The organism is Saprospiraceae bacterium (assembly GCA_016717265.1).
Taxonomy (GTDB): Bacteria; Bacteroidota; Bacteroidia; order Chitinophagales; family Saprospiraceae; genus Vicinibacter.
Window position 1 is genome coordinate 3,576,166 of sequence record JADKFX010000001.1, and the last position, 16,523, is coordinate 3,592,688.

The 16,523-nt window shown below is 32.9% G+C and carries 9 protein-coding genes and 1 tRNA gene; 2 read left to right on the top strand and 8 right to left on the bottom strand.

All coding sequences use genetic code 11. The annotated features are described in order from the left end of the window. Positions 1 to 125 precede the first annotated feature (125 nt). Positions 126 to 2,318, top strand: coding sequence for a glutamine synthetase III (locus IPO86_14090; protein MBK9729235.1), 2,193 nt, complete (start codon positions 126 to 128; stop codon positions 2,316 to 2,318). 771 nt (positions 2,319 to 3,089) lie between these two features. Here IPO86_14090 and IPO86_14095 read toward each other — a convergent pair. The 4 genes from IPO86_14095 to IPO86_14110 all read right to left on the bottom strand — a co-directional run bounded on the left by IPO86_14095 (position 3,090) and on the right by IPO86_14110 (position 6,777). Further along, entirely contained in the window at positions 3,090 to 4,181 is a 1,092-nt protein-coding gene (locus IPO86_14095; GenBank protein ID MBK9729236.1) for a cytochrome C peroxidase, read from the bottom strand. 7 nt (positions 4,182 to 4,188) lie between these two features. Continuing rightward, positions 4,189 to 4,932 carry a hypothetical protein gene (locus IPO86_14100; GenBank protein MBK9729237.1) on the bottom strand — a complete coding sequence of 248 codons (744 nt, stop codon included), beginning with the start codon at positions 4,930 to 4,932 and terminating at the stop codon, positions 4,189 to 4,191. 172 nt (positions 4,933 to 5,104) lie between these two features. Further along, positions 5,105 to 5,932 (bottom strand): ribonuclease H-like domain-containing protein, encoded by an 828-nt coding sequence (locus tag IPO86_14105; protein ID MBK9729238.1) that lies wholly within the window; start codon positions 5,930 to 5,932, stop codon positions 5,105 to 5,107. After that, positions 5,929 to 6,777, bottom strand: a complete 849-nt coding sequence (locus IPO86_14110) for a TerC family protein (protein ID MBK9729239.1) — start codon at positions 6,775 to 6,777, stop codon at positions 5,929 to 5,931. Before IPO86_14110 ends, IPO86_14105 begins: the two co-directional genes overlap by 4 nt. A gap of 233 nt (positions 6,778 to 7,010) precedes the next feature. On the opposite strand from IPO86_14110, the gene IPO86_14115 reads away from it, so the two are divergent. Beyond that, positions 7,011 to 7,085, top strand: a tRNA-Val gene (locus IPO86_14115). Positions 7,086 to 7,129: 44 nt separating this feature from the next. Here IPO86_14115 and IPO86_14120 read toward each other — a convergent pair. From IPO86_14120 to IPO86_14135, 4 genes are all read right to left on the bottom strand, one after another. Next, entirely contained in the window at positions 7,130 to 9,340 is a 2,211-nt protein-coding gene (locus tag IPO86_14120) for a PQQ-dependent sugar dehydrogenase (GenBank protein ID MBK9729240.1), read from the bottom strand. 11 nt (positions 9,341 to 9,351) lie between these two features. Then, on the bottom strand, positions 9,352 to 13,197 hold the full coding sequence (locus IPO86_14125; protein MBK9729241.1) for a T9SS type A sorting domain-containing protein: 3,846 nt from the start codon (positions 13,195 to 13,197) through the stop codon (positions 9,352 to 9,354). A 356-nt stretch (positions 13,198 to 13,553) separates the two neighbouring features. Then, a complete protein-coding gene (murB, locus tag IPO86_14130) occupies positions 13,554 to 14,540 on the bottom strand; it encodes a UDP-N-acetylmuramate dehydrogenase (GenBank protein MBK9729242.1) in 987 nt (328 codons plus the stop codon). A 36-nt stretch (positions 14,541 to 14,576) separates the two neighbouring features. Continuing rightward, on the bottom strand, positions 14,577 to 16,355 hold the full coding sequence (locus IPO86_14135; GenBank protein MBK9729243.1) for an ATP-binding cassette domain-containing protein: 1,779 nt from the start codon (positions 16,353 to 16,355) through the stop codon (positions 14,577 to 14,579). Positions 16,356 to 16,523 lie beyond the last annotated feature (168 nt).

Genomic DNA, 16,523 nt, shown 5'->3' on the forward strand with positions numbered 1-16,523 from the left:
TTCAATAGTATTTGGTATATATTTTTTAATTATTTTTGTTAATTTTATCATTTTCGTAATAAAATTGCAAAAATATATCACTAATTTTGCCAATAAATCAATTTCTTCATTAAAATCAATCACCTATGTCTACCAACCGCAGAACGGCATTAAGTTTATTTTTATCAAGGCCTAAAACACCAAAAGAAAGAGAAAATAAAAAAATATCTTTATATTATGGAGATAATGTCTTCACAGACAATAAGTTAAAAAGCTATCTTTCAAATGACGCATACAAAGCTTATAGCCAAACGATATTAAATGGCCAAAAAATATCCCGCGAACTAGCAGACCAAATTGCCGCAGCAATTAAAGCTTGGGCAATGGAACAAGGCACAACGCATTACACTCATTGGTTTCAACCATTAACTGGAACGACGGCAGAAAAACATGATTCCTTTTTTACACTAAGCTCATCCGGAGCTGCAGTAGAAAAATTTGATGGAGATGCACTTGTTCAACAAGAGCCGGATGCTTCTTCTTTTCCTAGCGGTGGTTTGCGTGCTACTTTTGAAGCCCGTGGATATACTGCTTGGGACCCAATGTCTCCTGCTTTTATAATGGATATTGCTGGATCCAAAACCTTGTGTATTCCTACGGTTTTTATTTCATATACCGGGGAAGCATTAGATCATAAAGCACCTTTATTAAGATCTATAGAAGCTTTAGATAAAGCTGCAACAGGTGTAGCTCGATATTTTGACAGGTTTGTGAATAAAGTTACTGCTACTTTAGGCTGGGAGCAAGAATATTTTGTGATAGATAAAGCGATGTATTATGCACGTCCAGATTTAATGGCAAGCGGACGAACTGTATTTGGAAGAGGACCTGCAAAAGGACAACAACTTGAAGATCATTATTTTGGCGCAATTCCGGAACGAGTGTATTCATTTATGGTAGACTTGGAAATGGAATGTCACAAACTTGGTATTCCAGTAAGAACCAGACATAACGAAGTTGCGCCAAGTCAGTTTGAATGTGCTCCTATGTTTGAAGTGGCAAATATCGCTGTGGACCATAATCAATTATTAATGGATTTAATGGATCGTGTTGCCAGAAGGCATCAACTCATCGTATTATTACATGAGAAGCCATTCGCAGGAATCAATGGATCTGGAAAACACAATAACTGGTCCATGAGCACAGACACCGGAACTAACTTATTAGCTCCCGGTAAAACGCCAAGGAATAATCTTCAGTTTCTAACTTTTTTTGTCAATACTATTAAAGCGGTACATGATCATGCAGATCTCTTAAGAGCTAGTATCGCTGCTGAAAGTAATGATTATAGGTTAGGCGCTAATGAAGCACCTCCAGCGATAATTTCTGTTTTTATTGGCGGCTATTTGACAAATGTATTAGATGCTATAGAACAACGCGTTGACAATGATCTACGAGAAGAGGATGAAAATGAATTGAAATTAGATATTCATAAAATGATTCCAGATGTAATGATGGATAATACAGATAGAAATAGAACATCACCCTTTGCATTTACCGGAAATAAATTTGAATTCCGTGCAGTTGGTTCGTCTGCAAATTGTGCAGATCCAATGATGGTTTTAAATATGATCGTTGCGAATCAATTAAATGAATTTAAAGAGAAAGTTGATAAGCATATTGCAGATGGTGAAAAGAAAGATTCTGCTATCTTAAAGGAACTTAGGGCCTGCATTAGTGCATCCAGAAATATTTTATTCGAAGGTGATAATTATAGCGCTGCCTGGGCAAATGAAGCAGCCAAGCGCGGTTTGCAAAATATCAAAACCACTCCATTGGCATTGGATGCATATACTACCAAGAAAGCAAATAACTTATTTAAAGGAATGAAAATTTTAAATGATAAGGAACAAGAGGCAAGACATGAAATTCATTTAGAAAAATATATTAAAAAGGTTGAAATTGAAGCTAGTTTGGTTGAAGAATTAGCCTTAAATCAGATTATTCCTGCTTGTCTTAGATATCAAACGGAAGTCATGCAAAATATAAAAACTTCCATTGATGCCGGAATGCCAAAATCATCTATTTTAACACAACAAAAGATTGCACAAACGATTGCGAATCATATAGACGCTGTGTATCTAGGAGTCGAAAAAATGGTGGAAGAAAGAGAAAAAGCAGAACATCAAAAATCAACCCGTGAAAAAGCAATTTATTTTTGTGATCAGGTAAAACCAATTTTTCTTGAAATTAGGTCTCATGTGGATGACCTTGAATTACAAGTTGAAGACCAATATTGGCCTTTACCAAAATATAGGGAAATATTATTTAATCGTTAATCCAATCTTTGGTATCAATTCACTCATGGTAGAAAATGGAATTTATTATTTCACATTAAAATTTTAATAAACAGGTTCTGATTAAAATTTAAAGTTCAAAGATTATTCCACACCAAATAAAAAGTCTATTCAAATTGAATAGACTTTTTATTTATAATGCTTTATATCTTTTTGTATAAAAAAGTAAAGATTCACTTCAGTTTTTAAAAAACATCATATAAAAAAAAAGTCCTGCACTGCTGCAGGACCTTTTCTGTTTTTCGTTTTGAAATAGATTTATCAGAAAGTACATTTTATTTTCTTAAAAAAGAGCCGGTTGCTTGCCAACCGGCTATGAATAATCCCATGAACATATCCAAAATAGCTTACTTATATAGAAAAGACGAATTTCAAATTACTGGGGGGTAGAAATAAATTTGTTAATAGGAGCTAATCTCCTTGGAGCCTAGCTCCCTATTAACAAATTATTAATCCCATGAACATATCCGAATTTTACGGTCGCCGATACGTTTACCGGCATTCTGATTGTATTCTTTCCCTTTGTTAAACAATCACAGTACAAGTATCCGACTATTTGAAAGCCTAGACAAGTACAAAAAAACAGGCTTGTCATATATTAAATTTATATATATGAAACTGAATTTTTATTAACATATTGATTATTAGCTAATTAAATTTATTGTATCTTTAAAATTATCAAAATTAATTTAAAATAAATTTAAATTAAAGACCTTTTGAAGGCCTTTTCAGAAAAAAAAAATTAAAATAAAATTAAAATGGGCTTAAAATATCTGGATTTTGGAGATAAGAAGTGTCCGTTAAGGTTTTTAAAAATAAAACCAGATTTTGCTTTTGACGTTTATTCAAACCTAATGGCCGGATAAATCCATCTTTATTTTCAGCATAATGACCTCCAGAATTATAATGCTCAATAACTTCTTCTAAAGTTTGAAAACGCCCATCATGCATATATGGAGCAGTCAATGCTATGTTAAACAAACTCGTTGCTTTAAACTTGCCATTGTCAAACCTAAGTTTCGTGATTTCTCCCCGACCCTTATCGTTAAAATCATCAATAGATTGAATGGTATCAATACCATTATTAAAAAATTCATTGGCTTGAAACAAGGGTGCTGCATGACAATGAAAACATTCTGCATCTGGTATCAAAAGATCCGTATTAAAAAATAGGTCATGGCCTTCTTGTTGATCAGGGTCAAAAAATACTTCACCTCGAACTTGCTTGTGATAGAGTGAATTCCCACCAGTCAGTAATATGCGTTCAAATTGTGCTATTGCTTTTGTGGCTAATTCCTTGGTAATCATAGTTTTTGATGAAATACCAAAAGCTTTACGAAACATCTCAGGATAGACAGGATGTCGTTTTAACTTAGCTTCAACATTTGGCCAAAGTTCATGTAGCTCAATTGGATTTTGGACGGGTTCAATTGCTTGTGCTTCCAGATTGATCGACCTTCCATCCCAAAATAAACCTTTATAATAGTATGCTGCATTTAAAATTGTCATTGAACTTCTATTGCCTATCGCTCCTGTAACCCCAGGACTAAATGGTAAATTGTCTGTAAATGCTTTTCTAGGATTATGACAAGACGCACATGACATCGTGCTATCAGATGAAAGAATCGGATCATAAAAAAGATGCCTACCTAACTGTACTTGATCTTTCGTTAAGGGAGAATTTATAAAATCTGGAAGTATCGGTAAACCTTTGGGAATGATTAATGGATATTCTACTGGATTGTAGGCTATTTGGCTTAGATCATTCAAATCTAATTTAGGATCATCCTGACAGGATCCAAAGAGTAATAAAAAAGCAAGTAACCCTATTTTAAAGGATCGCATGTTTTGACTATTTTATTTGAATAGATGATTGAAATCGATCAACAAAAGCATTCATAATACTACTGGTGTTATGAATTTGTGGATTAGCGGCAATATCCATCCCAAGCCCACCTTCATCAAATAATTTCTTATAGTCTATTTCAATCAAAATCTTAGTGATCTCAGAATCTCTGATCTTAATAAGTTTTGAAAACTGAATAAAACGCTTTGCAGCATCAAATCCAGAATGGTAACTAAAATTAAAATTTGAACTTCCGGTACTAAAAACACCTTCCGTTTTTGAGTATATATACGAATTCCAACCTGCCCAATAGTGCGTGCCTTCTCCTAAAGGATGTGTTGGAGCAAATTCTGCAGGTTTTTTCTTATTTAAATCAGAGCTTAGGCCGAAATCAAAATTAAGTTCTGAATAGTCTCCAGATTTTATATTTGTATACTTTACAACCAAGCCTTCTAATGCTGTTGCTTCATTAACCTGATGTTCAATTAATGAAATGTAATCAACATCTTTTACTTGTACATTGTCTTCAATATTCTTAAGCCTAAGGTCACTGATAAAAAAATCACCTTTCGAAAATTTAATTGTCCCAGATCCAAAATAATCATAAGCGTTTCCTACGTACAATGGTTTCGAATCATACACCGCTTTAAAAACGATTTCCAATGTACCTTTCCCAGTCAACCCAGAATTATCATCTGTACAGGTAAAATGAAAGAAACTAAGAATTAATAAATAAAAAGGAATTTTCATAATTTAGTATGTAATTTACAAATAAAACGCATAAGTACTTTATAAAGTGCCTTCATTGGGCCATTATTGTATAACACTATATCGATGTGATTAGTTATGAAAAACCATTATTTATTGCATTGGAGCATCCAAAATTTTGTCAAAATATATATGAAAACAAATTTCATTTACATTATTTCAATTTTAATTTAATTTCTTCTTGTTGTTTGAGATAATTTTTCACAGTATTTTTTACTTGAAACGAAAACTCTTTATCTAAAATCCAATGGAAATAGTTTGGTTCTCTTTGCCACACTTGTTCAAAGGTTTGATTCATATATTTACCAAAATTAAAAACTATGTTCCCTTGTTCATTATAACGCAGGCGTTGGGTGGCATCAATTGTTTTTAGATCATTTGTAAATTCATGCAATACTTGCATATCATTTATTACAGGGGAATTAATTAGTTGTCCTTCTTCATTGATATAATCCACGCCTTCATACTTTTTCAATTGACCCTCTAATACTTTTACTGTTGCTTTAATATCTGCTAATGCATCATGTGCATCTACAAGTTCTTCATTACAATAAAACTGGTAGGCTGCTTTTAAAGTCCGGGGTTCCATTTTATAAAATATGCGTTGAATATCAATTTGTCGACGCTTATCCAAATCGAGGTTGAAACCACACCGGTCAAATTCTTCTGCTAATATTGGAATATCAAATCTATTTGAATTATAACCTGCTAAATCTGAATCTCCAATAAAATCAAATAACTCCTGAGCAATATCTTTAAAAAATGGCTTGTTTTCAACTTCTTTTGGCCCAATACCGTGAATTTTATAAGCTTCTTCTGAAATTGGTATTCCTGGATTTATAATAATATTCAATTCTACTGGTTGGTCACCATTTTGAAAATACTTTATCATCGCTATTTGAAGTATACGATCTCTCAATACATGAAGACCTGTGGTCTCAACGTCAAAAAAAACTAAGTCATTGGAAAGTTTAAACATCATTTATTTTTATCATTTGTAAAAAAACCTTGTTTTCTAGCTCCTTCTTCAATACCATGCAACTGAAGTGGATTCTTAGGTTTTCTAAGCCTCATATTCAAAAATTCAACAAGCAAAGAAAAAGCAATTGCAAAATATAAATAACCTTTTGGAATTGAGCCAACTTCATTGTCCCCGATATGTAAATGTGCTAAATGGGAACCCTCTGTAATCAACATAAAGCCAATTAAAATTAAAAAGGACAATCCTAACATCTGAATCGTTGGGTGTTCATTTACAAATTTTCCAACAGGATGAGCAAAAGCCATCATTATAATTATAGATACTATAACTGCTAAAATCATAATCCATAATGATCCTGTTAGTCCGCTTGTCATTCCAACAGCTGTCAATATAGAATCCAAACTAAAAATCAGGTTTATTAATGTAATCTGAATAATTGCATCCATAATACTTATGTTAGTCTTTTTTCTTTGCGAAAATGGATCCTCTTGTTGTTCTAGCTTATGATGAATTTCTGTGACACTTTTATACATCAAAAAAAATCCTCCCAAAATTAAAATTAAACTTTGGATTGAAAAACCAACATGAAAAAACTTATTATCAATAGTAATGATTGATTTTTGCATAGCAGTCAAAAAACTGAGTCCGAAAAGTAATAGAACTCTAAGGACCATCGCTGCCATTAATCCTAATTGAGTCGCTCTTTTTTGATCTTTTTCTGGAAGCCTTGAAGCGGTAATCGAAATGAAAATAATATTATCAATACCCAGGACAATTTCTAAAAACGTGAGTGTAAATAAACTCATTAAGATCTCAATACTTGCGAAATTTGGAAATTCAAACATGGATACTTTATTTTAAAGAAAAATAGATAAATTCAATAAAAAATTATTTTGAAGGCATTCAATTCAAGTATTCATAAGACCTGCAATTTTAGTCAATAAAAGGCATAAAAACAAAAATAAACTATAACCAATCTATAGGTAGACTTATTTATAAAAACAAACCAAGTCTTATCCCTTTAATTTAAATATAGGATAGTTTGAAGAAGTATGATAAATTTGCAAACGATTTCAATGGGTGTTTAGCTCAGTTGGTTCAGAGCGCCGCCTTGACAGGGCGGAGGTCGGCAGTTCGAGCCTGCCAACACCCACTAAAGTAAATTTGTAGAATGAGCGAATTTGAGCTTACTTCAACTTATAGTTTTATAAAATAACTTTGCTCGATTCCATCCGGCGTTTGTATAAATATGAAATAAAAACCTGTTTCTATATTTAATACATTTATGCTATTATTTGAATTATCAAATCTACTTCTTCCAGTTCTTATGATCTTCGATTGCACATCTACAATACTCCATAGCAATTCTTGTTGATACGTTTTTTGAAATCGAATTTTTATTATATCGTTCACAGGATTCGGCACTACTTCAAAATTTGAATCTGATTTTTTGAAATTATATAATTTGGTAATTAAATAGCGTACAGTATCTGATAGTTTACTATGGCATTGGTTACTATCAATAACTTCCACTTGATACAGTCCTTCTTTAGCCGCTTTCCAATAGTTCGCAGTGCTTCCTCCCAATAATTTTCCATCCAAAAACCAACGATAGCTGGGATAACCTGGACTTGCATACAAACTATCTTTAAAAATCTGAAGTTCTGGCAGATTAGGCAAAGGAAATACTGTTATTTCAACCCCTGCAGAAGGAATTGCTTTGCACCCCGTACTGTCCAAAAATGTAAATTGATAATTTCCTGGTTCATAAACCCAGAGTCTCTTTGTGTTCTTTCCAATGAGCAATATACTGTCTTTATACCATTCCAAACCATTTGCATTTAAAGGGTCACATGCAATTAAAACGGCGGAATCCCCTTCACAAAAAGACGTGATAAATGGGACCGTAATACAAGCAGTTTGTTGAGGTATTAAGGTTGTTGTGATCATTACCACACTGTCGCATAAACCCCCGGTATAAATAATGGTGTCTGTACCAGCCTGGTTTAAATCACAACTGGCCATAAATATTCTGGTGGTATCGCCAACTGGATCCGTCAAACTAAAGGTATCATTTGCTATACAATTATTGAGCATTACAGAAACGGAATAGATTCCAGCATTCAAATTTTTGAGTTCTGGAATGGTATCCCCTGTAGACCACAAAAACTTAGCTCTTGTAGGATCTACCAGATCAGTTTTGGCGAGACCACTAAAACCTCCTGAACAAATTGGATCCTCAGCCAACACCTTTATTTTAAATTTACAGGTGTCTGAAATTTTATAAATACTACCTGATGTAACATCCGTAAAATATAAATTCCCATCAACATCTTCTCCAAAACTTGTTAAAGCATTGTTTGTAAAATCATATGCAAGGGTATTTGTATAACTATTATTTGCCGATTTATTTAGAATCCAAATTTTACCACTACAATAATCAGCATAAATATATTTACCATACAAGCTTGGATACTTTTCTCCTCTATAAACATATCCTCCGGTTATAGAACAGCCATTTACATTTTCATCACTAAAATACTCATGGAGTGGAAATGTATAATTAGATTTTGCATTACATCCTGTTAAATTAAAATCTTTATTTCCTTCATAACAACGCCAGCCAAAATTCTTTCCTGGCAGATCAGAAAACAGTGCAAAATCAATTTCTTCCCAATCTCCCTGACCGACATCACCAATCCATAAATCTCCGGTGAGTCTATCAAAACTAAATCGCCAAGGATTTCGAACACCTAATGCCCAAATTTCCTTTAAATAGCTTGTATCTTTTACAAATGGATTCGAAAGTGGTATTTTATAACGATTTAGGGTATCTACATCTAATCTTAACATTTTTCCCAATAGTGATTTCTTATTTTGGGCATAATTTTGTGGATCTCCGCCACTACCTCCATCGCCCATTCCAATATATAAATAACCATCCAAGCCAAATTTAATACAACCACCATTGTGATTTGTGTAGGGTTGGGTAATGCTTAATAAAATAGAACCACTACTGCTGTCTGCTTTAGCTGGATTTGCACTTACTTGATATCGTTCGATAACAGTTTGCGTTGGATTCGCTCTATTGGTGTAATTCACATAAAAATAGCCATTCGTTTGGTAGTCTGGATGAAAACAAATACCTAATAAACCTTGCTCACCACCACTAGAACGCACTTTATTAATGATGTCCAAAAATGGTGTATCAATTAATTTGTTATTCTGAATAATCCGAATCTTTCCAGCTTTTTCGATGACAAAAAGGCGATCATCTCCACAATGGGCCATTCCCAATGGGATCGAAATACCACTAATCCATTTTGTTACAGAAATTGCATTTTGACTAAAAAGTCCATTTACTCCTAATAGTAATATAACTAGGGTTCTCAATAATTGTTTTTTCAATTTGTGTTATTTTAGTGAATGTAATGTATTCTTAAAAACGTACTGACCCCTTTATTGTTTAATATTTTGAAATGATAAATCCCTGAAGCTAAGTCCAAGCAAATTGGAAAAACATCATTGTAACCATTTGACTTCCAGGTATTGTGATTTACTAACACTCCATTTGAATTGTATACATAAATCTGTAAATCTCGTTCATCTGATTTATTTTGAATTAAACAATTAAATTTCGAATGAATAGGATTTGGATAGACAATAAATTCAAATTTTAATTTTTCTACACCTTCTGTTGAAGTTAAATTGGGAACAGTAATAATAAAGCTTGCTTTACAATTATTTGCATCTGTAATAATCAAGGTGTAATTTCCAGCTTTTAAATTTGTAATAATAGACGTTCTGCCACCTGTGCTCCATTGATATTGATATGGACCTTTCCCTCCATGAATTACTACACTAATGGCTCCACTTCCGGTTCCATCATCTTTAATGATTGTTGTATCCGACATTTTTATTTGTGGATACCAAGCCAGGTTGACGCGAATTACACTATCACATGCATTTTGTGAGGCATTATCAATGGATACATCATAAATACCTGGAGCCCCTAAAGTTTGTCCAAACAAGGTGAAGGAATCACCAAAACAAATGGTATCTGATCGAAATGAAAAAGATCTCGATTTAGGTGTTACAAATACACAATCGGTACCGATACATCCATTATTTGCAGTAACCGTTAGACAGTATAATCCACCGGTATCAATTGGTAGTATTGAATTACTGTCTAATGTATTCCAATGATATTTTAAAAAACTTTGAGTTACCTGAATAAATTTTAAATCGCCTGTACAAATTGTATCCGGAGCTTGCAATACAGGAATTGGTGCTGTAGCGTTTCCAACAGCAATACAGGTAGAACCAGTACAGTTTCCAGCGTCCGTCACCGTTAGACAATAAGTTCCAGCGCTTGCAACATTTATGATTTTTGTACTATCACCAGTGGACCATTTAAATTTTGAGTAAGGTCCACCATCAAGTTCTGTAGTTTGTCCTGGGCATACAAATAAAAATCCATTCACAATGGGCTTTAAAGTTTCTATAAAAGTTACTTTAATTTCATCTTTATGACTACAATATCCATTACTAACTTCCCGTACAAAACCATAGGTTCCAAATGTGTCCACATTCACTTTTGTTAAATCTCCTATAGGATTTTCAAAAGATGCATTTCCTGGACCATTTAGTTTTTTCCACAAACCAGAAGTGTAATTTCCAAAACTATTTAGGATCCCTTCTAATCCACAATAGATAAGGTCAGGACCTACTGAAACTAGTGGCCTGGATCTAAAAATAACAGCCTGGAAATTTGAATAACTGACACATGGATGCTCATAATTTATCTCCCCTTTTGCATTCGTTCTGCCAACGATTCTAGAAACATAATAATAGACATCAAACCGAAATTTTGATGGATCAAAAGGAAACAAACCATTAGAACTTGTTTTTATAATGGATGATTTTGGATTTCCGGGGTCTGTAAACAGAATATAAACTCCGATATCTGCTGGATCCTGCAATTCAGAACCAATAAACTTTGTGGTGAAACTTTGGCCTTCACAAACTTTAATGGTATCTATTGGCATAGACCCTGCTTTTGAATTACAACCACAGTTTTCTAATCCTTTATATACCACGGAACAACCCCTTGCATCAATGATTTCAAAATCATATGCCGACCGGCATAATAGTGTATCGGAAAAAAACTTTGAACTCAGGCTGTCAATTTTTCCCCTTCCTTTTTGAACTTTATATGGAGGAATTCCACCTTCTACTATGAATGTAAGCTGAAACGCTGAATCCACTTGAATTTTTGAAACAACAATGTCCTTTATCAAAATAGAAGGGGTAATCTGGAATATTAAAAAGGAAGAATTTGTGGAATCACAAAAATTTAATGCCCTTACTTTTAATTGATAGATACCTGTTTTGAAATTTTTAATTGAAATAAATGAATCCGGTGTACTTTGATAGAACGTATCATTAATAAACCATTGATAAATTGAAGCACCAGGAATTGAAGCTATAGAAAAATAATGATCTAAAGAATCTGGACAAAAAGATTGATCTCCTGAAATGGATCCAGGCTCGACTAATTCAAAGTTTTGTTTTCCTGCAATAACTTTAATTAAAAAGTTACAAATATCCCCTTTACAACCATTTAATAAGAGCTTATACTTTTCTCCTACTTTAAAATAATTCCCACCGATTGTAAATTGTTGTTCTTGACATTGTGTTTGGCAAACTACGACGCTATCTATATTGCCCCCGCAAGAATTCCAAATTGCTGCTTGCATTCCTTTATATAAAACGCCTCCTTCATCCACACCTTCACAACTAAGTGGAAAAATTTCAAAGACTATACTGTCTGCTGGTGCTCTAAATGAAAGCCATCGTGCATTTCTTGTTTTTTCAAAACTATCGCATAAAAAAACTTGACCTGAAGTATCCGGGACCGTTAAGGTTCCGCAATAACTGTGGAGTTCGGAAGTACTACAAAATTCTGGAGCTGTGCTACAACTACTGGATGATATAGGTTTATCACAATTATTTGGATTATAAACAACCACTCTGAATTTGGCAATTTCAAGTTCAAAATCTGATATCAACGGGTTTGTAATTCTTGCACTATAATAGCCTTCATCTGCTTCTGTGACATTTAAAATTTCATAGGTATTTCTATTGCTTATATAAACTACATTGGTGTCTTTAAACCATTTAAAATTATTATCAGAAAGTCCTGGATCTACACCTGTAATAATAATATAATTAGAACCTGCATTAATATATATAATTGAATCCAACGGAATTGGATCTTGGGGTTTAAATGAATAATAATAACGTCTATGAATTTTACTTAAAGGAATCAAATCATCAAATGTGAATTTATTACCATAAATTACAAAACCGAAAGGCAGTTGGTTTCCCCAAGTAGTAACTGTGCTATAATCTGGGATCTGATCTAAACTATTGTTTTCAATTCGCAAAGCATTTAATGGAGCACTTCTCATATCTGGAACTAAACCAACAAAATAATTATCATTGAGCCATACAATATTCAATGCAATTAAATTTGACATGGAAGCTGGTAATACACCGCTTAGATTATTATGATTTAAATAAATTTCTTTAATATTTGATAATTGCCCAATGGAAGTAGGCACCACTCCATTTAAATTATTATGACTTAAGTCTAGAATAGTCATTTTAGATAATTGAGAAATCGAACTTGGTATCGATCCATCTAATTGGTTATAACTTATGTTTAATAAAATCAAATTCCCAAGATTAGAGATTGATGAAGGTAAATTTCCGCTAAGATTATTTTTAGATAAAGAGAGGAATTTTAAGGAGGATGCATTTCCAATTTCAAATGGAATTTGACCATCGAAATTATTATCCTCCAACGCTAAATCTTCAATGCTAGAAAGACTGCCCAAACTTGATGGTAATAAACCAAACAATTTATTGCCAAACAGGTAGAGCACTTTTAAGCCGGTTAAGTTTCCAATTTCAAATGGAAGTGTTCCGTTCAATTCGTTATTTGGTAAGTTCAATGATTGAACACAACCCATAGCACTTAATCCAACACCAGCCCATTGAGTCATTGGTAAATTCAAATTCCAGCGCACTGTCCAATTGGGTCCACCTGTTGAAAGGTAAAATTTTACTAAAACTAAAGAATCATCCGACCGATTACAAGCTCCATTTAAAAACCTTTTAGGGGCTATCTTAAATTCCGATTGTATAAGCTCGGTTTGCCACGATGAAAACAAAAATAAAAGAGAATATATTATATACATCTAATTAGAATAATTTGAACTTTCTGTTAAATGCCAATCAATCAACCGAATTCCAGTTAATTCAGTAAATTTAAGTGAAAAAAATCATGTGCGTATCCAAATTTTTATTTGGACTTATAAATTTCAGTTTGAGCCTGTTGAAAGTATCCACTAGATTTAATATATATAATATTTAAATATTTATATATATTTGTTATTCAGTGTATTATAAAATTTATTTATAATTTTTATAATTAAGATGGATGTTATCAAACTACCCATTTTTCTTTGGGTATAAAATTCATAATTCCATATAAAAGCATTGAAATGGAAAATAGATATTTTATTTATACCTAAATTCTTAAGATCCCCAAGAATTACCAAATATTGACTTCTGGTGTTAATTCAATACCAAATCGATTTTTTACAGAAGTAATTATATCCATTGCAAAGTCTAGTATTTCAAATCCGCTTGCATTTCCAAAATTCACAAGCACTAAAGCTTGTTTTTCATAACTTCCTACATCCCCTTTTCGTCTTCCTTTCCATCCGCATTGATCAATTAGCCATCCACTTGGCACTTTTACAAATTCATCATTTTCAGAATAACCAGGCATTTGAGGAAATTGCAATTTTAAAGCATTAAACTCTTTTCTAGAAATAGAAGTATTTTTAAAAAAGCTACCCGCGTTGCCTAATATAGCTGGGTTTGGTAGTTTAGAATTTCGTATATTAATGATTGCCTTACTTACATCCTGAATTTTAGGATTATCAATTTTCAATGCATTCAACTCGTCTAAAATGGTACCATAGTTTAATTGCAGTACATGTTTTTTAGTTAATTTGAGTACGATTGAATTAATGAAAAAATTTTGTTTTAATTCCGTTTTAAAAATACTCGTCCTATATCCAAAATGGCAAGATGGATTCGTAAACTTCAGGAATGCCCTATCTGGAATATGAAAACCATTTAACTCCACCATCACATCTTTTAATTCAACACCATAGGCTCCTATATTTTGGACGGGTGCTGCACCTACACTCCCAGGTATCAAACTTAAGTTTTCAATTCCTCCTAAATTGTGTTGCAAGGCCCATAATACAATAGAATGCCAGGATTCACCTCCACCCACTTTTACATACGCATATGCATCATTCTCTTGTAGAATTTGGATACCTTTTATTTCATTTTTTAAAATAATTACCGCTTGATTTTGAGTCAATAAGATATTACTACCTTCACCCAATATTCTATAACCTTCATTATAATTAACTTCAATTAAATCCTCTTCCTTTTGAATTTGAATCATCTCTTTTGCAAAAGACTCAACACCAAAACTGTTAAAGGGCTTTAATGAAATCATTTTAAAAATTATTCTGAATGCAAGATAAATACAAATTTAACTTTCGTTTAAATCCATTTGCAACTCAACTAAGGATTTATAGATCCCATCTTCTTTATGAATGAGTACATCATGTGTGCCATATTCTGCAATCCTGCCTTTCTTTAAAACATAGATACAATCTGCATTTTTTACAGTTGATAATCGGTGTGCAATAATAATAGAGGTTCGATCTTTCATAAGCGTATCCAGTGCGTCCTGAACTAAACGTTCACTTTCGGCATCTAAAGAAGAAGTCGCTTCATCCAAAATTAATATAGAAGGATTTCGCAAAATGGCTCTTGCAATTGCTATCCTTTGTCTTTGTCCGCCACTTAATTTGACACCTCGTTCTCCGACAATCGTGTCAAATTGATCGGGAAATGATTGAATAAATTCAATGGAATTAGATTTTCGACTTGCCTCCATTAATTCCTCATCCGTAGCATTTGGTTTACCGTATAATATATTCTCGCGAATAGTTCCTCCAAATAACAAAATTTCTTGCGGTACGATTGCAATATTTTTTCTATAAGAGGTTAAATTATATTCATCAATATTTTTTCCATCAACTTCAATAGTTCCTAATGATGGTTTATAAAAACGCATCAGAAGCTGCACTATTGTTGATTTACCTGCTCCACTTGCTCCGACAAGAGCAATTCGTTTTCCATTTAATATATGAAAATTAATTTCTTCTAATACCTGCATTTCTGGGCGCGCCGGATATGAAAATGAAACTGTATTATAAAAAACATCCCCTATAAATTGCATATCCTGCTCCTTGAGATCTTGCGATAAAATTACTTCTTGATCCCGATCTAAAATATCCTGAATACGTTCTGTAGCACCTAATGAACCAGCCAAAGCTGTATATAAATTTCCTAAGCCAGCGATTGCTCCACCGATGATTCCTGTATAGATAATAAACGAAAACAAATCGCCAACAGCCATTTGTCCATCCTCCACCATCATTGCACCTCGCCATAAAATAAAAAATAAACCTCCAAACAATACCGTAATAATAAATATAAAAAACAGGCCTCTCATTTTTGCATAATTCAGTGAAATTTCTACCATCTTAGAAATCGATTGTGAAAATCTATTCACTTCAAATCGCTCATTTGTAAATGCTTTTACTGTTTGAAAAGATTGAAAACTCTCTTCCACAATAATATTCGTTTCAGCCAAACTATCTTGCCTTTTTCTAGATAATCCTCTTATAAATCTTCCAAACAAAATACTTGCAATTACAATAAATGGAAAAGTTAATAACATGATTAAAGCTAATCGTGGTGTCATCCATGCCAGAATAATAATACCACTAATCAAGACTACAATTTGTCGAATTAATTCAGCCAGGGTGATTGAGAATGCAGATTGTAACTGCTCTACATCTGCTGTAAGTCTGCTGGTAAGTTCTCCTACTCTATGGCTTTCAAAAAAAGTTAAATCCTGGGTGATTAATTTCTCATAAAGTGCCTTCCTGACATCTGCAATTCCTTTTTCACTTACAAGTGCAAAAAAAGTGGTTCTAAAATACGATAAAATGCCTTGAACAATTAAAATCACCAAAAAAACCAATCCGAATTGCTTAACAGGTATATTCCATTTACCCTTTCCTATTGCAGCATTAGCCATTTCACCTGCAGCAGCAGGAAATATCATAAACATGGAACTACTTATGACCAGGCAAATCATCCCTATTGCAAAATGCAACTTATAAGGCTTTATAAACTTAAAAATTCTATAAGATTTTAAGATACTTGCTCTGGTAATTTTAGGTCTTTCAGCCATATCCGTTTTATAACAGATACAAATCTAAAGTGTTTTACTGCTTTCCATAATTTATAAAAATAGATTGCATTGATTCGTATGTTGAACTATTTTAATTTAGGTTTATTTGACCTAAATTAAACTTGCAAATTCTAGCTTCTTTGTTAGCAATTGAAAAGCACACACTAT